Genomic DNA, 22,956 nt, shown 5'->3' on the forward strand with positions numbered 1-22,956 from the left:
TATAAAATATAACAGTGCCGAGGTCGCCTAGCCAGGTAGGGCGGCGGCCTGCTAATTTAACGCGGGCAGCCGCTGGGGTTAATCCCCGCGTGGGTTCAAATCCCACCCTCGGCGCATATCATCGAGAACTTATTAAATGCTCTTACGAAATTTACATATATGGCAAAAAGATCTATAATCAGCCTTTATGTGCCTTTCTAGAATTAGAGGAGGTTGCTTAGAAGTCTAGTAAAGCTAGAAAGGCTTTATCAAAAATATTTCCATACTTCATTGCGTTTGGAGCTTCAATATCAATAAGCTGGGCGGAAGTAAGTTATGAAGAAGGTTATAATATGGTTAAGAAGAAGGCAGAGGAACTAGAAGAGATGTATAATAGGTTATTACAAGAACTTGTTGGAAATCCACCACTAGTTACTAATAGATATGCCTACGATTTGTGGTATCAATATAAAGCTAAAGTTGAATCTTGTGCACAAGAAACTATTGCATATCACCCAGATTATGACTATGATCTACTAAAGGAAGTAGTAAAAAGTTGTGCCCAATCAAGCTAGTGTTTAATCAAGATTGTCACTAATTGTGTCATGACTTTATAGAAAATTAAGGAAAAAAGTAAAGAACTAGCGCCGGAGGGAGGACTCGAACCTCCGACCACCCGGTTTCTATGCGCCCTTAACAGCCGGGCGCTCTGCCGACTGAGCTACTCCGGCGTTATAACTATTTTCTTACGATCCTAAAAAGTTTTCCTTTAATTCTTAGTGTGTGAGCGTGATGCCGTTATATGGGTAAAAATCCACGAGTATATCAGTTATATTTGTCGTGGACTTTCCTAAATTTGAATCATCATAATGACATTCAAGTGTGTGAGTAAGTTGCCGTTATTAAAGTACAAATTATGGTCATAGTCAAATTTCAAGCGTGTATAGTGCATAATCAAATGTTTCCATTTAATGCCTTTGATGCTCTCTTAAGTCTAACTGACAAGTTATTATTCTCGTTTACGAAATGAGGAAAGTCTTGTCTTCAAGATGGCAAAAGTTTTTGAGTTTAAAAGCCGATTCTGGAGATGGACGGGAGGGATCTCCTAACCCTCTCGACTGCCTCTAGAACGAGAATCGATGATTGGAACCTATGAACCGCCAAAGGAATCCTAGTCCTTTAGGGCGGGGAGGAAGTCAGAAAAGAGAAGAAAAGTTCTATTCTCGTCCTAATAACTAACTAAAAACTTTTCCAGATAAAGAAAATTCAATTTATATTAAAATAACAAAATTGTTATCAGCACGTAAGTTTTACTTAAAAATATTTATAACAATTAGCTACAAGTTTCTTATAATTATGATAGAGTTTTCCATTGAGAAGAAGATAGATTGTGATCCTAGGAAGGTTTGGGATATTGTTAAAGACTTAAGTTCATTTACTAAGTATTGGCATGGAACTAGAGAGCTTAATTTAAGAGAGGTTGAGAAAAACGTTTATGAGGGAGAATTGAGGTTTGCGTTTCCCGCTAAAGGTAGGGTTAAAATTAGTATATTAGAAAATGATAGAAAAGTAATTATAAATTATTTGAAAGGTCCCTTTATAGGTACTATGTCGATCACAGTTTATGATGATAAGATAGTTTCCACATGGAGAGTGGAGATGAAGGGTATTTATAAACTATTTGAAAAGTGGAATGAGAAACATTTTAAAGAAGGTACCATTCATGCTCTCGAAAGAATTGAACAAACTTTACAAATAAGGGAATATTAATTAAGCTTCGTTACTGTCTTTAACATAGAATCCTTCGATAGCTCTTTCCGTTTAAGTGTTTCATGATGTTTATTCTATTGCTAAATTAAAGTAGAGTAGTTTCAAGTAAATAAAACCAGATTAAGTTATTAATTTCCATACATGCTTAAAATAAATATCTATCAAACTAATAATACCCTTTGGTAAATCTTGAATAGACTGTTTTGTTGGCGTAAATATAACTCTCTGGATTCATGTTTTATCCACAGCGGGTTCGCTTCTATTTACACTACGAATTTACTAATTTAATAGAACTAATATCTTTTAAAATACTAAATTAGTGAGAGAGATAACTCTCCTTCTAAAATACGTGAAATTGGCTTTAAGTGAAAAGATAAAGCCATTTAATACATCATTAATTAATGTGAGTAGTAGAAAAGAAATTGCTTTGAGACATCTATCACAAGTTATTAAGAGGATAAGAATAGCTATACTTTTTTTAAGCGCTCACCACATAGACGAGGCTAGTAAGGAGGCTCAGAAATCGTGGAGATATCTACTATCTACTCTCCTTCTAATTAATTTGTATGAAGAGGGAAGTGCAGTTAACTATTACACGGTTCCTAGGTCTAAAATATTTACGTTTTCAAAATCTCTAGAAGATAGGGGTTATAAGGATTTAGTGAAATTGTCTGCAATATATTTTGTGTTGATTCAGGATATCCCGCGTTCTGAGAAGAAGATATTAACTGAAGTACTAATAAGGGAGGAGTTAAATTACATTAAGGAGTGGTTTTCAAATATATGGTCAGACGATTTTGAAAAGGAACTTAATGAGGCTTTTAATGAATTTACAAAATTAGAAAAACAGTCTAACAAGTCATAAAATCTTTAAAGTAGATTTGAAATAGATGTCTTATCGTCTGTTTAATTATATTATTATCATATGGCTGTAAAAAAATAGATCGCTTGTATCCGGGTTATTCATGTACTAGATTTGTCTAAATTTCCCTCATGACACAGCTATATTTACAAAGTTATGAAAGCTTTGCAGGGCGGGGATGAAAAGTATATAAACCCATTTCTCTTCAGCTGCAAGTAGGAGGGCTAATAAGAAGGGTGGGTTAGGAATTAAGGCTACTATTAGCCTTATGATTCCCTTATTCCTCTCCTACTCAGCCTTGTTGGAAGATGTGAAAAAGGGTTTAAAATATGTCATTAATTGGTTGAGGGAAAGTTAACTTGAGAAGAACTTAATTAAGGAAGTTCATAAGGCAAATTATGAATTTTTTGAAGGAAAAGTTTAGCCTTCATCCAAAAGTTAGCCCAAGATTGTTATAGGTATACAATAGCTATATACAAGGGTTGGTTAAAGAATCCTAAGAAAGGTGAGTGTCCTAGGGTTCATAAAGTATCAGTTTGGTTGACTCCCATAAGTTAGATCTTGAAAATATGGAGTTTTGGATTAAGCAAGTTAGTGAGTTACCAATACTAGGTTATTTATCATTTTACAAGGATTGGGAAGTGAGAGAGGTTAGTCTTGAGGGATGGTAAGGCATTTTTGAAGGTGTCTCTTTTAAAGAGTTATAGTGAGTCCTTAGCTAAAGATGGTGTTGAGATTAATATGGCTGATGTTGTGGTTGGTAAAGATGATAAACAGTACGTTAGGATGCTAACTCGTTTGGATGGTGCTCATCATTATAAGAGTTTAGCTGAAAATTTGCAAATGATAAGGGATGGAAGGAGAATGACAGGATTTTAAACAGAATTAAGGCTTTCCACAAGAAGGCTAAGAACATATTGGAGGATTCTGTTAGGAAAGTTGGGAAATGGATTGTTGATATGGCTACGTCATTTAACGTTTCAGCAATTTTTTAGAGGATTTAAATAATATGATTAAGAGTGTTAAGAGTTTGTCAATAGAATTTAGGGATAAGCTATATTTGATGTAGTATCGTAGGGTAACAATATTGAATTGAATGGGAGGCTAAAAAGTATGGTCTTAAAGTTGTTTATGTTATCCCTAATTTTTCCTCTACCATTGTCCTAAATGTGGCAAGGATATGAAAGAGGTCGCTTATAGGTATTTGCGTTGCTCAAAATGTTGCTATGAGAACGATAGGGACGTAATTGCAACTATGAATTTATATAGTCCTCTGGGCCTCCCAATATATGAGAGGTGTAAACACGAATTGATGATGGGAGCCCTGCATGGTGGGAAGGAAGTCAGTTCATCTTCCTAACAGTTAACCATATAAAGCATTAAAGAATAGTAGTTATGTGGGGCCGTAGTCTAGCCTGGACTAGGACGCCAGGCTTGGGCCCTGGTGATCAGGGGTTCAAATCCCCTCGGCCCCATTTACTATATTATTAGATCTTTGTTTTTGTTAAATACAAAATTTTAATCTATATTCTGCTGTAAATACCAATAAATTCTGAGACAAGGAGGTTTTAAATTATCTTCTACTAATCTAATCTTAGCGTTTTTGTTATATACTTTGAGTTTAGCGTTATAACTTCTGAGCAGATTTGGTCATTCGAAGTCACTTTTAAAAGATGTCTCGGATATATTCTAGGCGAATAGCTTACGCTACCATCTTAACTATAGCGTTCTCGTTTATTATGCGTTTAAGTATAGGTTATTATAGATCATTTTGACATAGATCATTTTGACTATGTGTAACATATTTCGATATCTTTCAGTTGGTTTTCTTAATCTAATTTTGTTAACGTTATATTTCGAATAATTCCATTTTCCATATTATATAGAATAAACTAAATTAGCAAAAAATATTGACTATTTTATTAACAGCGTTAATTTAAACTAATAAAGAGTTTATAAGAAAAATATTTAAAGTACGATTATCTTTATTTATTTTGGTGCAAGTGATATGGGACTTAAAGAAGTAATTATTGATCTTTTCCAGCTAGACAAAGATTGGACTACAAGAATGGTCATGGCTATGTTAGTTTTAGGTGTGGTATGGGGATTATTAGGAGTTATAGATTCTCTTATGGTTAGGACTGTAGAAGCATCATGGGGTTTGGGGGCTAATTTGGTTTTAACTCCTCAAGAATATTATGCTGGGATAACTTTACATGCGGAAAGAGATCTGTTTGGTTTCGCGCAGCAGGTAATTTATGCGATATTTATTTATTTTACTATAAAACTATTGAACATTCAACCAAGGGCTAAATGGTTGTTAGGACTAGGCTTCATCTTGATTAACATTTCAATGATGTTTATGGAAGGACCTATACTAATAATACCAGCTTCTGGTTTTGACAATTATTTTTCAGCAACCATATGGTATTATTTATCTCCTCTTGGGATACCAGGCTATTCAATGTATGTTGCAAGTCCGCTATTCTTCTGGGGATGGATATTCTTAGATGCTTTTACATATATTGATGGTTTCTGGATAGTCTACCATTATTACTTAGCTAGTAAGAATATGAAGGAGAAGTTACCAGTCCCCTTAGTATACTTCTTGATGGTTACATTAATGTTTATGATAGGCTATTCTGGGGTTACGGCAGCTGATGTTTGGGATATCTTAGCTTTCTATCATGTGATTGGATTAGATCCTATAGCGAATCAAATAGCATTCTGGATATTTGGGCATTCAATAGTTTACATGGCGTGGGTTCCTGCAGTAGGCGCGTTATACCTTTTCATACCGTTACTTGCAAATAGGCCATTATATAGTGATAGAATGGCTAGGGTCTCTGCTTTATTATACTTGATATTCTCTAATAACGTTCCTATACATCACTTATATATGGTTAACTTACCAGTTGAATTAAAGATATTACAAGAAATTCTAACGTACTCAGTCGTTGTTCCTAGTATGATGACTTTCTTCAACTTGTGGGCAACTGCCAGAGGGGCTAATGTAAACTTTAATGTGTTAACAGCCTGGATAGTTACATCCTTTGCTGGAGCTATTGGTGCAGGTGTGACGGGAATATCTAATGCTACTGTAAGCTTTGACGCTATAATTCACAATACAGACTGGGTTGTAGGTCACTTCCACGCTATGATATTATGGTCTATAGTTCCAGCAGCTTTTGCAGTATTATATGTTATGATTTCGATGATGAGCGGTAAATTATGGTTCTCTAGAGGATTAGCCTGGTTGCATTACATTGGTTACATGATAGGAACTGCTCTTCTAATAGTAGGTTTTGAACTAATTGGGTTTTATGGTATAGTTAGGAGAGCGATGATTTATCCCAGAGTGCCGGGGTTAGTCGATGCTGAAGTTATGGCTACTGCAGGAGCCTTAATAGCAGATATAGCTACTTTAGCATGGGCTCTAAATCTTGTATTGACTTTAGTTAGAGGTAGGAATGCTAGGCTAGAAGGGTTATCCTTACCTCAGATAGCAGGAGTAGTTGCGATGAGTTTAGAATGGCCATCAAATATCTCTTTACCTATTACATCTGAATTAGTTAAAATAGCTAGAAAAGCTATGTCTCCAATGATAGGCATGTCCATATTTGGTGCTATACTAATAGTGATCAGTGCTTTTATTTTGGCACTTGCTGGAAACATTTATACTCCTCAAGCATGGCTTTGGATTGGTATGCTTACAATAGGTATAATATTAGCTGCAATAGGTTCTCTCAAGGGGATGAAGTCAATATGATTTTTACACAAAACCCGTGGTATAGGGTGATCTAATTGGATAAGAAAGAAAAATATGAGTTATATTGGGTAATATTTGTGATTTTCTTGTTTGTAATAGTTATTGGAAGTACAGTTCCATTAGTTTTTACTGTGGGAGGCAATCCTACTTCTGTCCAGCCTGGTAGTTTAATACCTATAGCTGCTGTAGATCAGAACAAAGTGATACAAGCTACCTTATATGCTTATCAGTATTACTTTGCAGTTAGTGAAAATGGAGGGGGTATTAAGTCCAATGAGTTAGGAAATTCGTATTATGATAACGTTATGGTTGCTCATCCCGGTGAGTATATAAACTTGACGATGTATGCTGGTCCACATAGTGCAACTACTAATTTCTACTTTCCAGATTATGCGACACATGTTGATGACGTTCAGATAGTGCCGGGTTTAGTCCAATACGCTCCAGTAGTAGTTCCTAATATTTCTGGAGTATTCGCCTTCCTAAATGGTGAGTATAATGGTCCATGGTTTAGTAATCAAGTTGGATTATTGCTTGTGTTACCTCAGCAAGGTTATATTTCTCAGTCAGATATTAATGAATATATTCAACAGACACATTCAGCTCAAACTTCTACGCTGGTTGGAGATCCATATAATCCTCCAATAGTAATTTATAATTCTTCAACACCTACAATATATTTGGTAGCAGATAAGTATGCCGTATTTAATAATTCTGTTCCTGGCCCCACCTTAGTGGTTCCTGTAAATTCTACAATGACCATAAAGATGTATATTCCAATACCTAATAATGATGATAATTTCCTTTATAACTATTCTGCGAGTGGACAGCCTTATCCAGTAACTAATGTAGATATAGGAGTTTATGCCGTATGGTGGAATGGTAGTATTACTCTTGTTAAACAAGTTCCTATACAGTACAATACTACTGTAACTTTTACTGTAAAAGCAGAAGCACCAGCCTATTTATATGGTCTAATAACTCCGGTATTTTATAATTATAACTTCATGAATATGTCAAATGATCTGACGGGTGAGCAATATGGTTATGTTATGGGATTATGGGGAGCTATATTAGTTGAGGGGTGATAAAAATGGTTAGTTTCTTCAAGTTGTTGGGTATAGGTTACATACTAGCTATAATGTTACTGGTATGGGAAATAGCTATGGAGACTTTTCATAAAGCCGCTACCAGCTATACTTTAGTTTTTATGATAACAGCCTTCATTGGATTTATAGCGTTTTTCTTATTTGTATACTTTGCTCCAAAGGAGTGAGAAATAAGTATTAAGCTATTTTCCTTTTTTTAATTATTTTTGATTTTTCTCTAATTCAGTTAAGCTTTTTAACCTAAATTACTTAATTAAATATAGGGATTAGGGAATGAAGATTCAAAGTATACCAATGTTCATGAGCGGATTGGTAATTCTTATACTCTCAGTTATAATGATGTCGTTCGCTATATTTCAGTCTTCAATGTTAGCTTGGCTAGCTCCTGAGCCAAGATATTATATTCCTACTATTGGTTTAATACTTTCAATGTTCTTATTAGCTTGTTGTTATTCTTCTCCCTCTGAGGAGAGATGAGAAATTATTAACAACTTTTTCTTTAACTTCATCTTCACTTAGATTTTTCAGTTTGCTTAACTCTTCTATTACTATTTTAACGTTGCAAGGCTTGTTTCTAACCATTTTCTCAGCAGACATAAATGGTGAATCTGTCTCTGTTAGTATATAATCTAGTGGTATCTCTTGAGCAACTCTTTGCCTATATTTGTCTCTTTTGATTATTGGTGGGAAAGATATCATGCCTCCTAGTTCTATTATTTGATTAGCTGTTTTAGTATTACCCTCGTAAGCATGTACTACAAATTTAACTTTATATGAACTAATTATGTTCAAGAAATCGTTCATTCCTCCTCGTATATGAATGATTACAGGTTTCGATTGTTTTTCTGCTTTTTCCAAAAATTTTTGTAATACTTCTACTTGCTTTCTCTTGTATTCGTTCTCCTTTATCCAGAAATAATCCAAACCTACTTCACTAATTATTTCACCATGATCAGTTAATTCTAAGCACTTATCTACTTCATGGTATTTTTCTTTTATGAATTCGGGATGAAAACCTATTGCTGGGACTACATTTTTATACATTTTAGATAACTCCAATGTCTTTACGTTACTTTGAAAATCTACTCCAGCATTAACAATGATTATTTCACATTCATTAACTATTTCGTTTCTATCTTGGTCAAATTCACTAACATCTATATGGGCGTGAGAATCAATTAGCATTAAATAAAAAAACTTGTAAGATAAATAAAAAACTACTTCCAAGGTTCCTTTAATAGCTGTATTTTAACTACTCCTTCGTTTTCATCATACAATACTTTAACTAAGTCTCCTTCCTTTATTTGGAATTTTTGTCTAACCTTTGCGGGTATTGTGACTTGATAGTTTCTGGACACTTTTACTATTTCTTCTACTGCCAATATATTCACCAAATGACACTTTTACTATTCTAATATTTAAATCTTTCTCACTATCTGTAATTAATAGTTAGTAGGATATAAGTGAGAATGATGTAGTAAGCTTTTATATCTAAAGAGTGTTAGTAATACTTTAGGCTAAATTATTTTGTATAAAACATGCAGATGAAGTTTAAAGATTCAATACTTTCCTTACTGTGGGTGGAAAAAATTTTTATATGAGAGGATTTAGATTCTTTATTAGTGAGATAAATGTCTGAAACACAATTAAGTGAAGGTACAAGAATAAAGTTACCATCTGGAAAGGATGCCGGTTTAGTAGATATTCTGTCATTCTGCTATGGATTGTCAGAAACAGATGTTACGGTGTTATTGGCGTTAATGAAGGGTGATGCCAGAGGTACAGAAGAGTTAGAAAGTGATCTTAAGTTGTCTAAGGCTTCAATTAATAGAAGTCTAAACAAATTATTGGAGATGGGTTTAGTTATGAGAATTAAAGAGCCAGGTAATAAAGCAGGAAGACCAAGGTATTTATATAAAGCAAGAGATTACGCGGAACTAAAATCTAAGATGCTAGGCGATATAAAGGATTGTGCTGATAAAATGGCTCAGTTAGTGGAGAAAGAATTTAGACCCATTTAAAATATTCCTATTTTTTATCCACTGTTTTTTAATTAAAGTCTGAAGGACTATAGTATTTTTGACAATTCTTCTATAACTCTCTTTAACTTATTTTTATCATCCATAGAAAGCTTCTCGTAATTTTCTATTAGATATCTTGCTGAGAACTCTAATTGAGAAATAGCTTCCTTTACCTTATCCTCTTCTTCCACTACCCCAATAACTTTCCTACCCTCTGGTGTTAGCTCATAATATTTTTTCCATTTTTCAACTTTACTAATTCTTATTAAACCTTCCGACTCTAACGCATCTAATGCTGGATATACTGAGCCGGGAGATGGTCTCCACATTCCGTAACTCATCTTTTCTATCTCATCCATTATCTGTGCTCCGGTCATTGGTCCCTTTGACAAAATGTATAGAATCAACCATCTAAGTCCCCTTTTATGATGCCAATACACAAATTTCACCCTAACTGTTTATGAATAATCAATTCTTAGCATGTCTTATATATTCTGCTACTATTTAAGTAAGTTAATAAGAATTTTGTCCTAATACATATTTTTTGTCTTAAAGCTCCGTGCATAAACAAAATATTTGTAAAAGTGATTTTACGTCCTTCCCCTTTTATACTCGCTATTAAGCTTTATATTGTCTTAGTTATAAATATTCTCTATGATTGAAGTTGAGGAATATAATAGTTACTATTTACTTAAGTTTTACTCTAAAGATCAAAAATACAATCTATTCAATATTAATTTTATGACTCAGTTTATTGACGTTCTTCATAATTTGAGTTATGATAAAACAAGAAAGTTTCTAATTTTAAGAGGAGAGGATAATTTTGGTGCAGGAGCCGATTTAAAGGAATTATTAAGGGCTACAACTAATAATGAGTTCGCTTCAACCTTCTTCAATTACATGAGGGAGATCTATCATCTTCTAATGGATATAAATAAGATTGTTATTTCTCAAGTCAAAAAGATTGCATATGGAGCATCATTAGAGATCTTACTTCTCTCGGATTACGTAATAGCAGAGACTAATACTAGGTTTGCAGCTCCTGCAGTGAGATTAGGACTTTTCCCGCCCGTACTCTCTTCAATTGGTTCATTTATTATAGGATATAATAATGTAAAAAGATTAGTTTACAGGGGAGATATTCTAGATGCCGAAGAGGCAAAATCTATAGGACTAGTTAACGTTGTCACTAATGATATAGAAAAAGAAACGGAGGAAATATTAAAAGAATATAGTAAAATGTCTATCTCAGCTATCCTATTAGCTAAGAGAAATATGATAAGACCGTTTAGGCAGTATATTGACAAGGCCTTCGAGGACCTTATACTCCAAGTAGCAACTGACGAAGCTAGGGAAGGAATCTTGAGTTATATAAATAAGACAGATCCTCCTTGGCTAATCGATTTCTCTAAGTCTTAATAATTTATATGAACTAATGTATAGTAGAACGAGAGCCAGAATTAATATAACGATAATTTCTAATAGGTTTGGTAAAGTATTGTATATGGTCAGATCTCTAATATCTGTTATTATTATCGATAATGGTTGATATTCAATAAAAACTCTAGCTATAGGCGGATATACGTACGATGGAAAGAAGGCGTTACTTAAGAACATTAGTGGGAACACTAGAACGTTCGCTACAACTTCTGATAGGAAAATTTTATCTTTGGGAGTTAGACCGTATATGACGGTACCAAGGCTACTAAAGAATAATGTAGATATTACTAGAACTAGGATAAACGTTAGGCTTATTAATGGAATAAATCCATAGATTATACCGAGAATTATTATAACTAGCATGGAAATTATAGTTATTATAATGACGTAAATTACTAAAGATAATACCCACTCATAACTTTTAAGAGGAGATGTAGCCAATCTCTCTATTAATCTGTCCCTATAATAACCAGCTGAAACACCTATAACACCCAATATTCCATTAGACAGTGTAATAATTCCGAGCATTCCAGATATTAAGTAGTCATAGTATGTGAAATTTGATACTTTCACTACATTAAATTCTACATTACTTGATAGGCTTTGATGTAGATACTCATTAATTATTGCCTCAAGAGATGGTATGAATATTTCATTCTGTTGGCTAGTATATAAAGTGAAATTATTATTGTTAACATTAACATATATATAGTTATGTTGTAATGCATATTCAAAAGGTATACTTGTGACACCTTCGAATATTCTGGTAGTGTTTAGAAATTTTGCTAATTCATCATTACCATTAACAACTACTACAACATGGAAATAACTACTAAACCCTCCAAATACTAAGGAAAATAGTAGTGTAAGTAATAATGGGAATATAATGATCCAAAATATTACAAACCTATTTCTTAGGTTGTCTTTAATTAACGCGGATACCGTTAACAATATTCTATTTGCCATTTTCTTCCTCCAGTGAATTTATTAATTCCAAATAAGCATCCTCCAAGTTTTGAGTCTTGAATTCTTCCAATAATTGTTCTGGAGTAGAAATTTTCACTAAATTACCCTTATATAATATACCTACTCTATCAGCTAATTTTTGTGCCTCATCTAAATAATGTGTAGTTAATAGTATTGTTACTCCTGAACTCTTTATTCTCTTAAGTAATTCCCAGAATTCTCTTCTTGCCTTAGGATCTAGTCCTACAGTTGGCTCATCTAAAAATAAAATTCCTTGATTACCGGCAAATGCAGAAGCTAATCCAACCCTTCTTCTATAACCTCCGGATAAGTTTCGCATTTTTTCGTTGCTCACCTCATCTAGTTTGAACATGGATATTAGTTCATTTACCTTATTCTCTTTGCCGTTATAGAGTTTCACAAAATATTCTATATTTTCCCTTACAGTCAGATCCATAAAGCCTTGATAATCTTGCGGCATAACTCCTATATTTTCCCTTACTTTCTTGCAGTCCTCAGGAACTTTATAATCAAAGACCGATATATAGCCCTCAGAAGGTTTTAAGACGCAAGATAATACTTTTACAGTAGTAGTTTTTCCAGCTCCGTTTGGACCTAGTAAAGAGAATATCTCCCCCTTGTAAACGTTAAACGTAATTCCCTTCAGTACTTCCTTACCCTTAAAGCTCTTATGTAAGTCTCTAACTTGAATAACTATACCATTATTCATATATCCTAAAATAATTAATAATAGTTAATGTGAGTTTCGGTAAAATTCCAGTAAACAAGTTTATTAATAAATTACCCATAGGAGATTGTGAAATATGCCCTTCGATAGGCGAAGATGCTGGAGTTATAGAGCTAAATGAGAAGTATCTGATTATTCACTCAGACCCTATAACAGAAACTAGAGAAGACGCTGGATTTCTGTCAGTAGCTGTTGCCTGCAATGATATAAATATGAAAGGAGTTAAGTGTAAATGGGTTATTAACACTATACTTCTCTCTCATGTTACTCATCTGGAGAAAATAATAACTGGTATTTCAGAAGCGTGTAATATTATTGGTTGTAAGATATTAGGTGGGCATACTGAAGTTACTGATGGGATAAGCAAAGATATTGTAGTAACTACAGCATTGTCAACTAGTAACAGTTTTCTAAGCTACAACAGTGTAAAGGAGGGAATGAAAGTGATATTAGTTGGTAATCCGGGAATAGAAGGTACGTGGATTTTAGCTAAAGACTACGAGGATTTATTAATCTTAAAAGGAGTTGATAAGAAAATTATTGAGAATGCTAAAAAGTTTAGAAATGATATCATTATACAAGATAAAGCCTTGAAAGTAAAGGATTATGTAGCTGTGATGCACGATGCTACCGAAGGTGGAATCTTGCAAGCCTTATTGGAAATAGCTAAAGCTTCAAACCATAAAGTAGTAGTCGATTTAGGAAAAATTAAGCTAAGAGAGGAGACGAGAGTAATCTCTTCAGCTTTAAATATTGATCCATTAAAGTTAATATCTTCTGGCGCATTTATAGCTATTTCTGATAAGCCTGATCTGATCATAAATTCGGTGAGCGATGCTTATATAATTGGTGAAGTGTTAAATGGTGATCCGATACTTCATGTAAAAGGAGTAGGAGAATTTAATGAAGATTTTGAAGAGGAGTTAGTTAAATTTGAAAGCCGTTATAATGGCTGGAGGAAAGGGTAAGAGGATTTCTATCTATAAGCCTTTTCTTAATGTTTGTGGCAAGCCTTTAGTATCGTGGGTTTATGATGCAGCAAGTAGTATTACCAGTGAAGTTTATTTAGCAATTAGTAATCGCCATCCGCTGTTTCCTATTTTTGAGCATTCTGTCTTTAAAATATTAAATACCTATGATAATGATTACGTTGAGGATTTGATGTTAATTATCAACAAGTTAGGATTTCCACTTTTAGTATTACCTATTGATGTGGCATTCCTCACTACTGATGTTTTGCGTTACTTAATAAACTCTTGCCACGCTGATATATGCTCGCTGATATATGAGGACGATTTTTTAGGCATATCTTATTGGAGGGGAAACGATTTCAACAACTATATGAATGTTCACTTTAAAGGAAAAAAGATATATAATGTCAATACATGGGATAAGTATATTAAGGCTAATCATGAGTGTAATAAGCAGTGAAGAGGATAATAGTTCTTTCTCCATTTAGGGGTTTTTTTAGAACTATAGTATACTTCTTACTAGGTTTAATTATGGCGTTAGTCTCAGCAGGATATTTTTCTCAATTGCTAAGTACTATAGGTATAAATAGAGACGTTGCAATACTAGTTGCATTACTAATATCCTTTGTTAGTTTATTCACGAGCCCCTTAAACTTAATATTGAAGGAGGTGAAGAGAGAAGCTGAAGTTATAGAACAAGATGTTATATTCTTCTTTGGTTATCCTATATTTATACCTAGGATAACTAAGATAAGTGCTAATACGTTAATAGCGGTAAATTTTGGTGGTGCATTAATTCCCGCTACAGTTTCTATTTTTTTAGTCTATGAACTGAGGGCTTATTTATATCTTTTATTAATAAATGTGATTCTAGTCGCTCTTTTATCAAAGTTATTTTCAAGAGTAATAAGAGGAGTAGGTGTAGTAATGCATCCGCTAATTCCTAGCTTATTTTCTGTCATATTTAGTTATATTCTATTTTATAAGTTACACATACTTATTCCGCTTTCCGCCTACGTGGGAAGTGTTTTAGGGACACTTATAGGGGCTGATCTATTGAACCTTAAAAGGATAATTGATGATGCTAGACCCCAGATAATTAGTATAGGAGGCATGGGAACTTTTGATGGAATTTTTGTGTCTGGGATTATAGCCATATTCATAAGCGAGCTGTTATTATTGTAAGACTTTTTACTTAATGTTTTATTTGAAATTTGATATGAGCGAGATTTCTGAGAGGGAATTTATCTTGAAGAGATTAAAAGAAGCTGTAGATAAATTTGTGTTTAATGAAAAAACATATCTGCTAATCCCAGAAGTTAGAACCAATATAGGCTATGCCTTATCTAACGCTAAGACAATTAATGATGTTGCCGCTATACCTGGTAGGTTAACCGTAGCTTTTAATAGAGTTATCTATTGCATGCTTCCCGCATTCGGGGCATCAGATCACATTGCAAGAGTTATCTTGTCGACTATGAAATATGATAAAAATATGAGAAGTGCTATAAATTTGAAATATTATGATACTATAAGAAATAATCTCGATAAATCTAATTTATTTATTTTTGATAGGTCAACTGAGCCACATGAGGTTAAGAATAAGGAAGGAGGAAGTATGCAATTTATGATTAGTAAAGCTTTTGAGGCACTAGGTAAAGTTCCAAATTATATAATAGATTTAGGGGATTATGGTAAAGAACCCTCAGTTTTTGTAATAGATAAAGATCCTATAGAGGTTGTTGATAAATCGCTGAAATTGCTAGATTATATTAATGCATAAATTTGATGGCGTAAAATATTTAATTTTCAACAATTCCAATATTTTCTTGTTCATTATGCAACGAATATTATGCTTGTCGAATAGTTATTGTCTACTTCCCAAGCCTCAAAGTATAACATGTTAAGTAAGTATTTTCTTAAGTTCCTCCCTGCATTCACTAAGTTTATCTAGAATTTTTTGCGAATTTGATTCATTTATTTTAGTTTTATTTTCATACAAGAAGAACGCTGTTTTTAGTAACTCCTCTAATATTGGTCTAATTAAATTAGGCTTACCGCCAAATAGTAGCTCTGATTTATTCTTAACCAACTCTTCAAAATGTTTCTTGCCACTGTCTGTAATTTTGTACATTTTTTTTCCATCTCTAATTTCTACTTGTATGTAACCTGAGTCTAATAAATTTTTTAATATTGGATAAATTGATCCAGTGCTAGGTCTATAATAGCCTTGGAACTTATTTTCTATAACCTTTATTATTTCGTACGCATGCATAGGTTTTTCATTTAAACACTCCAAAACTAAGTACTTTAGAGCTCCTTTTCTTAACCTCTGAAAGTTTAACTTTGATATCACGATATAAATATAACGTATCAAAAAATTAATAATTATCTAGGAATTAGACGAGTGAACTATTCTTGCTTATGCTGTGATTGTCGTATTAAACGGATAGTATAAATTACTATTAATCATAATGAGGAAAGGTGCGTTGTAATTTATGTTTAACGTTATTGGCCTGAAGCCTATAAAGTTTACATAGTAGTACACAACCCATGTATTGTAATAGAGATCCCATATAGGGTTTGTAGTAAAATAGTCTACAAGTGGATATTCTAATTGTAAATAACCACTACTAGAAGGCAAAAATCCAGTTACAATTTGCGGATTAGTATAGTTGTTACCTACTCTCATAGCAAATCGGGATAAAGTATAGTATATATACGAGTCACTAGGATTAATTATGGTTGAATTAATTAAGTCTAATGACAAGCTTATTTGAGAATTAGGACTAATGTATACGATTATAGAACTTACTACGTTTAAGCTAACGTTAAAATACCATACATATGAATAATTAAGCAGATTTGATACAATATTTCCACTAGTGTTATAGTCTAAATTTCCTCCACTTATCATCATAACTAGCTCAGTTGATCGTGTTTCGCTTATACTTGTAATATTTATATATTCTGTAGAATTTATTTCCGTAACTTGTAGATATGGAGCAAAATATGGATAGCCAGAGGAAATTATACTAGCCTTATAGGTCGAAAATAATTCACCATTAGCCAAAGAATAATTATTATACCCGGGCAAAGCAATATTAATCAGATTTGGTCCTACACCAGTTCCTAATTCTCCTAATTCAGCTGAGCCATATTCCATATTTGTAGCTACTATATTTCCTAAGTAGGTATAATTTATAAGCTGTATAAAATCGCCTTGGTTTCCGTAATATAACACTCCATTATGTCTTGTTAAGAAGTATATCATATTATATGTTACATAACTTAATTCAATACAATAAGTTTCATACACTTTATAACCTGAGGAATATATTCCTACTTTCAAAGTAACGTTATATAACGGCACTGTGTAGTAATTTTTCTCATTAATATTAAATTCTAATGGTAAATAATATGAATATGGCACTGAGGTTCCTGCATAAACTTCTCCATTATAAGGTATCGCGATGTCAAAATAGTTAAAGGTTGTCGTCTGGTTTATTTTCAATGGAACACGCACTACTCCTTGATTTTCGCTAGTCTCCACTATGGCATTCGTTATACCATAAGGAGTATATGATGATAAACTATTTGATATCAATGTCCATTGGGAAGGATTGATATCATTACCATAAATTGCAGGTTTCACTCCAGGGCTAAGTTTACCATCTTGATTCACAATTGAAGAATATACATTGAATACTCTATAGTCTGCGATATTAGGGATAACTATTCTTTGATCGGAAATATTATACCATTGTCCATTGTTTAATACAATAATCACCCAAGGATATCCATTAAAGTTAATATAAGTTCCATCAGACGGGATAGGAAGGTTAGTACTCGTGATAGCACCGTTTGGATAAATGATATATTTAATCGAAATGGGATATGCGGTAGAAGAGAGTATTTTAGGACCATTGATTGTAGGTAATACAGTAATTGGAGCATTTTGTAGTTCACTCATCATTTGTGTATATTCTGCGTCATATATTTTAGTATTCAATGAAGTAAAATAAAGAATTAGAGCTAATGATAACGCAACTATCTGAATAACAACTATAGCTCCTAAAATTGACGAAATGCCTTTTTTCCTATTCATGCTAGTATAGTTGGTAAAAATATTGGGACAGACTACTCCGAAAATTGTGTCTCTAACTTATGTAAGATCAATATAAGGGATTGTCCGTGCAAAGAGCGTTTCTTATTGATGTTATATAATCTAATAAATCTTTAAGTTGAAAGTAAGCCTTAACCACATTTCTCTTATCTTTTCCGATTATCATAAAATGTTTATTTCCTAAACAATACATGAGTTGAGTAGAGAGGTAATTCCCGCATATTTTTGAGTAATGTTCCTTAATGTCTTTTATACTTATATCTTTAATTAGGATATCTTCTATGTATATGGATGTTTTCTGATTCTTGAAAAAAAGTCTAGATTCTTTTATTCTCCCTAGGGAGACTAAAATAGAGGATATTCTATAATCACCATTATAAGGGATAATAATGCTTTTATATAAAATAGTATTTTTTAATACTTTGAAATTTAATTCAAAACAATTGTCTAGGACTTGATTTCCAGTCTCTATAGTCTTAAGCTTCCAGTTTAGAGTTAAACCATCTAGACTGACGATCTCACAATTCCCACATAATTTCATTTTTCTAATTTCAATTCCATTACAATAAAAAGTTTATCCCTCCAAATGTTCTTATTAAGTTACTTGTAAATCTAGTTATAATAAAAATTTTTACCTTCAATTATTAATCCGTCCAATTTTTATACAGAAATCAACAAAATAGATTCTCTCTATTTTCAATAAATGTTTATGTGATAAGGAGTTACATCTTATTTTTAAAATTTATTTGTAATACATCCTAGTATTATTACTAGGTTTTACTGTTTATTTTCCGATGATAATTTTTCCGCAACTTCAAATAAATCTGGATACATTTCTTTTAACCCCTTTTCTAAAGCCTCTTTAGCTACTCTACTCATTTTAAAACCTGGAACCGTATGGTAAAGATATTGTAGCACGAGAAACGCGGGATAACTCCACACTCCTATTTTTGGATCTTTGTTAATGTATTTCATCATTTCTACTTTAATCTTATCTTTTTCATTAAAGTTTTCAACTTTATTTTCTGTAGATTCTTTGTTCTCACCTAAGATAGGTTGAGTCTCAACGTTATTGCTCTTTCTCTTTTTCAGAATAAAGTCTAACTCGCTCATTCCTCTAACACCTTAGATAGTTGTTGAAAATACGTTACTAATTTTGGTCTCTTCACTCTAACCTCTTCATATCTCAAGGCTGGAACTCCGAGTCTAGAGGCTTCTATGAATAATCTGGACGGAGGGACGGCTATATCAGTACATTTAATTGAAATTAAATTATCTACCTTTATAGGTTTCTTAGAGAAATTAGTAATTGAGTAAGCAGTTTTTTCTAGATTTTTCAGTCTAGAGTCTAAATTTTTCATCGCCTCTAAAGATAAGGGTTGCGGTGTGACTGGTGATACTATCTTATTAGCAGTGATCATTGCAGATATGGCTAGAGTTCCTAAATTAGGAGGTGTATCTATTACTAGATAATCGAACTGATCTCCTATTTTCTTTATTTTGTTACTTATCTCGTCTACATCTCCACTTAATTCCATCTTTAATAATCCAATGTTTGCCGGGAATACTTCAACGTTAAATATGTTTACGCTTTTAGATCCTAAATCTAGTTCCTTCATTTCCCTTTTCATGCCATAAGAGACTGTAGCTCCTCCCTCAGGATCTAGATCCAGTAATGCGGTTTTTTTAACTTTACTAAGATAATAAGCTAAATTGACGGAAGTAGTGGTTTTTCCTACTCCTCCTTTTTGGTTTATTATCGTGATAATCATGTCTAGACTATTCAGTTAGTATGATTTAAAAATGAAAGTAGATGTAATACGACATCATATCTTAGCTTAGCCTCCTCTAAAACTATAATGATAATATTTATAGGTATGTTTTTTAAAAAGTATAAGCATGTACATTGAACTCTTTAATGCCATAATTTATGCGGAGGAATTCAAAAAATTGTTACTAAATCAAGATTTAGATGATCTGGAAACGGCTGCGGGTTATATTGCGTATCTTTATCCTAATATTCCGATAATAGGTAAGAATTTATGTGCTGGTTTCGTTAGAGCAGGTCTAAATGCTATTTTCAATGTGACTAATAATGGTGAGGTTATATTTCCTAAGTATAAACTATTCAAGATACCTCGGGGAGATGGTATTTGTGTAGGATGTAATAACTCACGTATAGTAATTAAGGTATCTGAAGAAGGATACGAACCCGATGATCTTCTAGAGTCTATGTCCCTTTACTCTAGAGTATTCATTAAGAGAGGATTTAAGCTGAAGAGTATGGAGAATATAAAGGAGAGACTAGATATTGAGTCTATTAGGAATAAAGCTAAAAAGGAAATACTAACCTTAATGATCAGCGCCGGTGGTACTCTTCATCACCTCTGAAAAGAGCGCGCTCATCATGATGACTAAGCCCCAGTCTGAAAGATGATGTGAAAACTTAGCCGGCTCTGATTCTTCACTCTCGTTAACTATTTTAAACTTAACTAAAATATTATGCTAAAATGAGTTCTCTTAACATATTGTCCGCCTATAACCAGCTAGATACTCTAGTCGATATAGCAAAAAAGTATTCTACCGAAATGAATCTAGTACCCGTAATTCATGCTTACTTGGAGGATAAAATAATATCAAATGTAGTAAAGAGTCTAGAAACTGTGGTAAGAAATTTATATGAGCAGTATAAATTTGAAAGAACTACGTTTATTAAGAATGCACTTAAGTCGTTAAACTTCCCTGATGAGAACTTGCCATTTTATCCATACTACACCATACCTATAAGTGAGGAAACAATAGTAAAATTTATTGATAACTCAAGTATACCACCTAAGGCCATAATTATACAAGGCGAAGTAAGATTTACATTCATGTTATATAGTTCATTTTCAGAGCTCGAAGAACATGTAAGAAACAGGCAAGATGAAGACATAATAGTTAAGTTTGAAGATGGTAAAGTGATAAAATATGATAGAAGGAGGAACATTTTTACTGATGCTAATGTTGTAAATAAGATCGTGTACTCTAAGAGCCAAGTAGCTGTGAATTTAACGTTACCAAAAAAATATTACCTAGTACCTTCCTTACTTGCGATGAATGTTATCCCTCATGGTAACAAGGTAATAATAAGAAGAAAAAATGAGGACTTAAATTTTGAGATAGTTGATGGTAAAGTGTCTGGTGAAAAAGTCATGAGCGGAGAAACTCTTAATCCCAAGTTTAAATTGGAGATATATTATGATTATAAATCAAAAAGATTGTTGAGTAAGGAAGATATAATAAAGGGTTTAATATCTAAAATAATATGACTATAGCTGTTTTATGGTGAATTTTACAACCTCATTTAACCTATTTTTCCTAAGTTGAATGAATCTAAGTGGGTCAACGTTCACAACTAAATAATTTTCCTCATTTCCAAGTTCACCAAGTATTTTTGGTAATACGATGCCAGTGTTATTATCCTTTTCTGGTACTATTACTATACTATTTCCTGTGAACTCAGGTGGGTTATATGCATTAGCGTTTACTATTCCTATTCTATTTTCAAGTACCCTTATCCTAAGATAATCTTTCCAAATTTGAATTCCCGTGCTCCTAACCTTTGATGGGACTAATACTATTTCTACTCCATTAAGGAACATCTCCCTTATAAATTCTGGAAAATCTACGTCATAACATATAGAAATTCCAAACTTAATTCCCCTATATGTAAACATTACTCCTTCATTTCCCGGGAATAATCTAGTCTTCTCTTCTTCAAATAGGTGAACTTTCTTAGAAATTCCTTTCAAATTACCTGTATCATCTATTATAGGTGAAACTACTGAGACACCATCCTCAAATGCTCCAGGTATAATGTATGCCGTATATTTTCTAGCTAAATTTTGAAATTCTGAAAGTGGTACTTCATCCAGACTTTTAGTCCATTTCTCTGGCAAAAGAACTAATTCTGCTCCTTCTTCTAATGCTTTTTCCGTTAGATTTAACGCTGATCTCGCATTAGAAGGTTGGATTACTCCAATTTTCAAGCCTCTTCTGCCTTTACTCCCTTTTTACTCTCTTCTATCTTCCTCAATTTTCTTAATATTCTTTTCTCTATCTTTTCTACAGCGTTCTTAATTGCAACTGTTGGTTCCCAATCAGTATCTTTAGCTATATAATCTCCAATTTTCGTCGTTACCTTAACGGTTGCTGTATACAATTTTTTATCGCTTTTGCTACTGCTCATTTCTTCCTTGAAAGAGACTTTAAATCCTATTACATCCGTAAGTCTTTCTATCTTACTTAAATACCTCTCTAGAATACCATCTATGTTTGCCTTAAAATCAAGGTTAGATTTTAAGGTTTGTGGAATTTTTGCCTCTATTGGTATACTCAATTGCATCTTTTCAGTAACAGCTTTGATTACATCTAAACCACTTATAACTCCGCTTACCATTTCCCCTTCCATCACTGGTAAACCTGATATATTAAATTTCAGTATTTTTGTTACTACATCTTGTAAACTATCATTACCGTTTATCGTAATTACCGGATACTTCATAATTTCTTTAATGGGCATTGCCATAACTCTTTCCTCATCTTTCATGATAGATTCTCTTTTTCTTCCACTAAAACTGTAAAGAGCGTCAACAATATCTCTGGCAGTAACTATTCCAGTCAATTTTTTCTCCTTCATTACTGGCAACCTACTAATATTGTCCCTTATCATAATCCATCTAGCTCTAGCTACAGAATCGTCTTCATTAATCACAGTAGGAGGAGACGACATATACTCTCTAGCTTTTTTATTAGGTATTTGATTTGACTTCATTAAGTAAGATAAAAGGGACTCTCTCGTAATTAACCCAAGAAATTCCCTTTTATCATTTACCACTGGTATTACCCTAGCCTTGCTTGTGTAAAATTTTGTAATTATTTTATCTATACTATCATTTATATTTACTGAAATAATCGGGTTCATTATGTTTATTACTTTAGTCTCTAGACTCACTCTTCTAGACAGAAGATCTTTATAAGAAATTAATCCTAACAATTTCTTATCCTTTACCACCGGGATAGTCCACATCTTAGTTTCCTTCATTTTAGAGATGATATCGTTTAATTTATCCATAGCATGAGCAATATATTCAGGTCTTATAATCAAAGAATCTTCTATCATACTAGATAAGTATTTTAAATTGAAAAATAAA

The 22,956-nt window shown here is 32.9% G+C and carries 30 protein-coding genes and 3 tRNA genes; 20 read left to right on the forward strand and 13 right to left on the reverse strand.

All coding sequences use genetic code 11. The features are described 5' to 3' along the window. Nucleotides 1–16 precede the first annotated feature (16 nt). Together BFU36_RS05555 and BFU36_RS05560 are read left to right on the forward strand one after the other, a co-directional pair. A tRNA-Ser gene (locus BFU36_RS05555) sits at nucleotides 17–114 on the forward strand. A 218-nt stretch (nucleotides 115–332) separates the two neighbouring features. After that, entirely contained in the window at nucleotides 333–554 is a 222-nt protein-coding gene (locus BFU36_RS05560; RefSeq protein ID WP_069282628.1) for a hypothetical protein, read from the forward strand. 70 nt (nucleotides 555–624) lie between these two features. Here BFU36_RS05560 and BFU36_RS05565 read toward each other — a convergent pair. Continuing rightward, nucleotides 625–710: transfer RNA gene (locus BFU36_RS05565), tRNA-Asn, on the reverse strand. A gap of 625 nt (nucleotides 711–1,335) precedes the next feature. On the opposite strand from BFU36_RS05565, the gene BFU36_RS05570 reads away from it, so the two are divergent. The 10 genes from BFU36_RS05570 to BFU36_RS05605 all read left to right on the forward strand — a co-directional run bounded on the left by BFU36_RS05570 (nucleotide 1,336) and on the right by BFU36_RS05605 (nucleotide 7,966). Continuing rightward, a complete protein-coding gene (locus BFU36_RS05570; protein WP_231961253.1) occupies nucleotides 1,336–1,749 on the forward strand; it encodes an SRPBCC family protein in 414 nt (137 codons plus the stop codon). Between the two features lie 319 nt (nucleotides 1,750–2,068). Continuing rightward, nucleotides 2,069–2,614, forward strand: coding sequence for a hypothetical protein (locus BFU36_RS05575; protein ID WP_231961254.1), 546 nt, complete (start codon nucleotides 2,069–2,071; stop codon nucleotides 2,612–2,614). A gap of 533 nt (nucleotides 2,615–3,147) precedes the next feature. Beyond that, nucleotides 3,148–3,282, forward strand: coding sequence for a hypothetical protein (locus BFU36_RS14395; RefSeq protein ID WP_257784678.1), 135 nt, complete (start codon nucleotides 3,148–3,150; stop codon nucleotides 3,280–3,282). Continuing rightward, on the forward strand, nucleotides 3,269–3,490 hold the full coding sequence (locus tag BFU36_RS14205) for a hypothetical protein (RefSeq protein ID WP_231961255.1): 222 nt from the start codon (nucleotides 3,269–3,271) through the stop codon (nucleotides 3,488–3,490). Before BFU36_RS14395 ends, BFU36_RS14205 begins: the two co-directional genes overlap by 14 nt. A gap of 301 nt (nucleotides 3,491–3,791) precedes the next feature. Beyond that, the gene (locus BFU36_RS14210; protein WP_231961256.1) at nucleotides 3,792–3,971 is read left to right on the forward strand and encodes a hypothetical protein; all 180 of its coding nucleotides are present in this window, start codon (nucleotides 3,792–3,794) and stop codon (nucleotides 3,969–3,971) included. Between the two features lie 39 nt (nucleotides 3,972–4,010). Continuing rightward, nucleotides 4,011–4,086: transfer RNA gene (locus tag BFU36_RS05585), tRNA-Pro, on the forward strand. Nucleotides 4,087–4,619: 533 nt separating this feature from the next. Further along, nucleotides 4,620–6,380, forward strand: coding sequence for a cbb3-type cytochrome c oxidase subunit I (locus BFU36_RS05590; protein ID WP_069282629.1), 1,761 nt, complete (start codon nucleotides 4,620–4,622; stop codon nucleotides 6,378–6,380). A gap of 35 nt (nucleotides 6,381–6,415) precedes the next feature. Beyond that, entirely contained in the window at nucleotides 6,416–7,468 is a 1,053-nt protein-coding gene (locus tag BFU36_RS05595) for an oxidase (protein WP_069282630.1), read from the forward strand. A 5-nt stretch (nucleotides 7,469–7,473) separates the two neighbouring features. Then, nucleotides 7,474–7,656: a hypothetical protein gene (locus BFU36_RS05600; RefSeq protein ID WP_069284620.1), complete on the forward strand. Its 183-nt coding sequence runs from the start codon at nucleotides 7,474–7,476 to the stop codon at nucleotides 7,654–7,656. Between the two features lie 106 nt (nucleotides 7,657–7,762). Then, nucleotides 7,763–7,966: a hypothetical protein gene (locus BFU36_RS05605; protein ID WP_069282631.1), complete on the forward strand. Its 204-nt coding sequence runs from the start codon at nucleotides 7,763–7,765 to the stop codon at nucleotides 7,964–7,966. Here the strand turns inward: BFU36_RS05605 and BFU36_RS05610 are convergent. Both BFU36_RS05610 and BFU36_RS05615 read right to left on the reverse strand, forming a co-directional pair. Then, nucleotides 7,928–8,674: a TatD family hydrolase gene (locus BFU36_RS05610; protein WP_069284621.1), complete on the reverse strand. Its 747-nt coding sequence runs from the start codon at nucleotides 8,672–8,674 to the stop codon at nucleotides 7,928–7,930. The genes BFU36_RS05605 and BFU36_RS05610 overlap by 39 nt on opposite strands. Before the next feature lie 32 nt (nucleotides 8,675–8,706). Continuing rightward, the gene (locus BFU36_RS05615) at nucleotides 8,707–8,871 is read right to left on the reverse strand and encodes an AbrB/MazE/SpoVT family DNA-binding domain-containing protein (RefSeq protein ID WP_069284622.1); all 165 of its coding nucleotides are present in this window, start codon (nucleotides 8,869–8,871) and stop codon (nucleotides 8,707–8,709) included. Between the two features lie 249 nt (nucleotides 8,872–9,120). Here BFU36_RS05615 and lrs14 point away from each other — a divergent pair, with 249 nt between their 5' ends. Beyond that, nucleotides 9,121–9,510, forward strand: coding sequence for an HTH-type transcriptional regulator Lrs14 (gene lrs14 / locus BFU36_RS05620; RefSeq protein ID WP_069282632.1), 390 nt, complete (start codon nucleotides 9,121–9,123; stop codon nucleotides 9,508–9,510). Nucleotides 9,511–9,557: 47 nt separating this feature from the next. On the opposite strand, the gene BFU36_RS05625 is transcribed toward lrs14, so the two are convergent. Then, a complete protein-coding gene (locus tag BFU36_RS05625) occupies nucleotides 9,558–9,950 on the reverse strand; it encodes a PadR family transcriptional regulator (RefSeq protein WP_069282633.1) in 393 nt (130 codons plus the stop codon). A 214-nt stretch (nucleotides 9,951–10,164) separates the two neighbouring features. Here BFU36_RS05625 and BFU36_RS05630 point away from each other — a divergent pair, with 214 nt between their 5' ends. Continuing rightward, the gene (locus BFU36_RS05630; RefSeq protein ID WP_069282634.1) at nucleotides 10,165–10,929 is read left to right on the forward strand and encodes an enoyl-CoA hydratase/isomerase family protein; all 765 of its coding nucleotides are present in this window, start codon (nucleotides 10,165–10,167) and stop codon (nucleotides 10,927–10,929) included. Here the strand turns inward: BFU36_RS05630 and BFU36_RS05635 are convergent. Beyond that, nucleotides 10,906–11,916 (reverse strand): ABC transporter permease, encoded by a 1,011-nt coding sequence (locus BFU36_RS05635; RefSeq protein ID WP_069282635.1) that lies wholly within the window; start codon nucleotides 11,914–11,916, stop codon nucleotides 10,906–10,908. The two genes, BFU36_RS05630 and BFU36_RS05635, sit on opposite strands and share 24 nt — an antisense overlap. Further along, nucleotides 11,906–12,646: an ABC transporter ATP-binding protein gene (locus tag BFU36_RS05640; protein WP_069282636.1), complete on the reverse strand. Its 741-nt coding sequence runs from the start codon at nucleotides 12,644–12,646 to the stop codon at nucleotides 11,906–11,908. Before BFU36_RS05640 ends, BFU36_RS05635 begins: the two co-directional genes overlap by 11 nt. A 29-nt stretch (nucleotides 12,647–12,675) precedes the next feature. On the opposite strand from BFU36_RS05640, the gene BFU36_RS05645 reads away from it, so the two are divergent. From BFU36_RS05645 to BFU36_RS05660, 4 genes are read left to right on the forward strand one after another with little or no spacing between them, the layout of a single operon-like run. Further along, entirely contained in the window at nucleotides 12,676–13,632 is a 957-nt protein-coding gene (locus tag BFU36_RS05645) for an AIR synthase family protein (RefSeq protein ID WP_069282637.1), read from the forward strand. Then, entirely contained in the window at nucleotides 13,598–14,095 is a 498-nt protein-coding gene (locus BFU36_RS05650; RefSeq protein ID WP_069282638.1) for an NTP transferase domain-containing protein, read from the forward strand. Before BFU36_RS05645 ends, BFU36_RS05650 begins: the two co-directional genes overlap by 35 nt. Next, nucleotides 14,092–14,820 carry a DUF1614 domain-containing protein gene (locus BFU36_RS05655; RefSeq protein WP_069282639.1) on the forward strand — a complete coding sequence of 243 codons (729 nt, stop codon included), beginning with the start codon at nucleotides 14,092–14,094 and terminating at the stop codon, nucleotides 14,818–14,820. Before BFU36_RS05650 ends, BFU36_RS05655 begins: the two co-directional genes overlap by 4 nt. Nucleotides 14,821–14,854: 34 nt before the next feature. Next, entirely contained in the window at nucleotides 14,855–15,418 is a 564-nt protein-coding gene (locus tag BFU36_RS05660) for a thiamine-phosphate synthase family protein (RefSeq protein ID WP_069284623.1), read from the forward strand. 120 nt (nucleotides 15,419–15,538) lie between these two features. Here the strand turns inward: BFU36_RS05660 and BFU36_RS05665 are convergent, their stop codons facing one another. From BFU36_RS05665 to BFU36_RS05685, 5 genes are all read right to left on the reverse strand, one after another. Continuing rightward, the gene (locus BFU36_RS05665) at nucleotides 15,539–15,991 is read right to left on the reverse strand and encodes a PadR family transcriptional regulator (RefSeq protein WP_069282640.1); all 453 of its coding nucleotides are present in this window, start codon (nucleotides 15,989–15,991) and stop codon (nucleotides 15,539–15,541) included. Between the two features lie 66 nt (nucleotides 15,992–16,057). Beyond that, nucleotides 16,058–17,743, reverse strand: coding sequence for a hypothetical protein (locus BFU36_RS05670; protein WP_069282641.1), 1,686 nt, complete (start codon nucleotides 17,741–17,743; stop codon nucleotides 16,058–16,060). 67 nt (nucleotides 17,744–17,810) lie between these two features. Next, nucleotides 17,811–18,302: a hypothetical protein gene (locus BFU36_RS05675; protein WP_069282642.1), complete on the reverse strand. Its 492-nt coding sequence runs from the start codon at nucleotides 18,300–18,302 to the stop codon at nucleotides 17,811–17,813. Between the two features lie 236 nt (nucleotides 18,303–18,538). Beyond that, nucleotides 18,539–18,874 carry a hypothetical protein gene (locus BFU36_RS05680; RefSeq protein WP_069282643.1) on the reverse strand — a complete coding sequence of 112 codons (336 nt, stop codon included), beginning with the start codon at nucleotides 18,872–18,874 and terminating at the stop codon, nucleotides 18,539–18,541. Continuing rightward, nucleotides 18,871–19,533, reverse strand: a complete 663-nt coding sequence (locus BFU36_RS05685; protein WP_069282644.1) for a ParA family protein — start codon at nucleotides 19,531–19,533, stop codon at nucleotides 18,871–18,873. Before BFU36_RS05685 ends, BFU36_RS05680 begins: the two co-directional genes overlap by 4 nt. 127 nt (nucleotides 19,534–19,660) lie before the next feature. Here BFU36_RS05685 and BFU36_RS05690 point away from each other — a divergent pair, with 127 nt between their 5' ends. Beyond that, nucleotides 19,661–20,152: a hypothetical protein gene (locus BFU36_RS05690; RefSeq protein WP_069282645.1), complete on the forward strand. Its 492-nt coding sequence runs from the start codon at nucleotides 19,661–19,663 to the stop codon at nucleotides 20,150–20,152. Between the two features lie 119 nt (nucleotides 20,153–20,271). After that, nucleotides 20,272–21,072, forward strand: coding sequence for a hypothetical protein (locus tag BFU36_RS05695; RefSeq protein ID WP_069282646.1), 801 nt, complete (start codon nucleotides 20,272–20,274; stop codon nucleotides 21,070–21,072). Here the strand turns inward: BFU36_RS05695 and BFU36_RS05700 are convergent, their stop codons facing one another. Continuing rightward, complete coding sequence (locus BFU36_RS05700; protein WP_069282647.1) at nucleotides 21,073–21,792, reverse strand: carbon-nitrogen hydrolase family protein; 720 nt, start codon at nucleotides 21,790–21,792, stop codon at nucleotides 21,073–21,075. After that, nucleotides 21,789–22,925 carry a CBS domain-containing protein gene (locus tag BFU36_RS05705; protein ID WP_069282648.1) on the reverse strand — a complete coding sequence of 379 codons (1,137 nt, stop codon included), beginning with the start codon at nucleotides 22,923–22,925 and terminating at the stop codon, nucleotides 21,789–21,791. The genes BFU36_RS05700 and BFU36_RS05705 overlap by 4 nt, the downstream gene beginning before the upstream one ends. Nucleotides 22,926–22,956: the final 31 nt, after the last annotated feature.

It is taken from the genome of Sulfolobus sp. A20 (genome assembly GCF_001719125.1).
Lineage (GTDB): Archaea > Thermoproteota > Thermoprotei_A > Sulfolobales > Sulfolobaceae > Saccharolobus.

Bases quoted from the DNA above. Each gene is read 5' to 3' on its own strand.
- BFU36_RS05610 (WP_069284621.1), bottom strand. From the start codon at position 8,674: ATGCTAATTGATTCTCACGCCCATATAGATGTTAGTGAATTTGACCAA.
- BFU36_RS14210 (WP_231961256.1), top strand. From the start codon at position 3,792: ATGAAAGAGGTCGCTTATAGGTATTTGCGTTGCTCAAAATGTTGCTAT.
- BFU36_RS05705 (WP_069282648.1), bottom strand. From the start codon at position 22,925: ATGATAGAAGATTCTTTGATTATAAGACCTGAATATATTGCTCATGCT.
- BFU36_RS05640 (WP_069282636.1), bottom strand. From the start codon at position 12,646: ATGAATAATGGTATAGTTATTCAAGTTAGAGACTTACATAAGAGCTTT.
- BFU36_RS05630 (WP_069282634.1), top strand. From the start codon at position 10,165: ATGATTGAAGTTGAGGAATATAATAGTTACTATTTACTTAAGTTTTAC.
- lrs14 (WP_069282632.1), top strand. From the start codon at position 9,121: ATGTCTGAAACACAATTAAGTGAAGGTACAAGAATAAAGTTACCATCT.
- BFU36_RS05660 (WP_069284623.1), top strand. From the start codon at position 14,855: ATGAGCGAGATTTCTGAGAGGGAATTTATCTTGAAGAGATTAAAAGAA.
- BFU36_RS05635 (WP_069282635.1), bottom strand. From the start codon at position 11,916: ATGGCAAATAGAATATTGTTAACGGTATCCGCGTTAATTAAAGACAAC.
- BFU36_RS05690 (WP_069282645.1), top strand. From the start codon at position 19,661: ATGTACATTGAACTCTTTAATGCCATAATTTATGCGGAGGAATTCAAA.
- BFU36_RS05590 (WP_069282629.1), top strand. From the start codon at position 4,620: ATGGGACTTAAAGAAGTAATTATTGATCTTTTCCAGCTAGACAAAGAT.
- BFU36_RS05570 (WP_231961253.1), top strand. From the start codon at position 1,336: ATGATAGAGTTTTCCATTGAGAAGAAGATAGATTGTGATCCTAGGAAG.
- BFU36_RS05560 (WP_069282628.1), top strand. From the start codon at position 333: ATGGTTAAGAAGAAGGCAGAGGAACTAGAAGAGATGTATAATAGGTTA.
- BFU36_RS05680 (WP_069282643.1), bottom strand. From the start codon at position 18,874: ATGAGCGAGTTAGACTTTATTCTGAAAAAGAGAAAGAGCAATAACGTT.
- BFU36_RS05605 (WP_069282631.1), top strand. From the start codon at position 7,763: ATGAAGATTCAAAGTATACCAATGTTCATGAGCGGATTGGTAATTCTT.
- BFU36_RS05675 (WP_069282642.1), bottom strand. From the start codon at position 18,302: ATGAAATTATGTGGGAATTGTGAGATCGTCAGTCTAGATGGTTTAACT.
- BFU36_RS05695 (WP_069282646.1), top strand. From the start codon at position 20,272: ATGAGTTCTCTTAACATATTGTCCGCCTATAACCAGCTAGATACTCTA.
- BFU36_RS05670 (WP_069282641.1), bottom strand. From the start codon at position 17,743: ATGAATAGGAAAAAAGGCATTTCGTCAATTTTAGGAGCTATAGTTGTT.
- BFU36_RS05685 (WP_069282644.1), bottom strand. From the start codon at position 19,533: ATGATTATCACGATAATAAACCAAAAAGGAGGAGTAGGAAAAACCACT.
- BFU36_RS05600 (WP_069284620.1), top strand. From the start codon at position 7,474: ATGGTTAGTTTCTTCAAGTTGTTGGGTATAGGTTACATACTAGCTATA.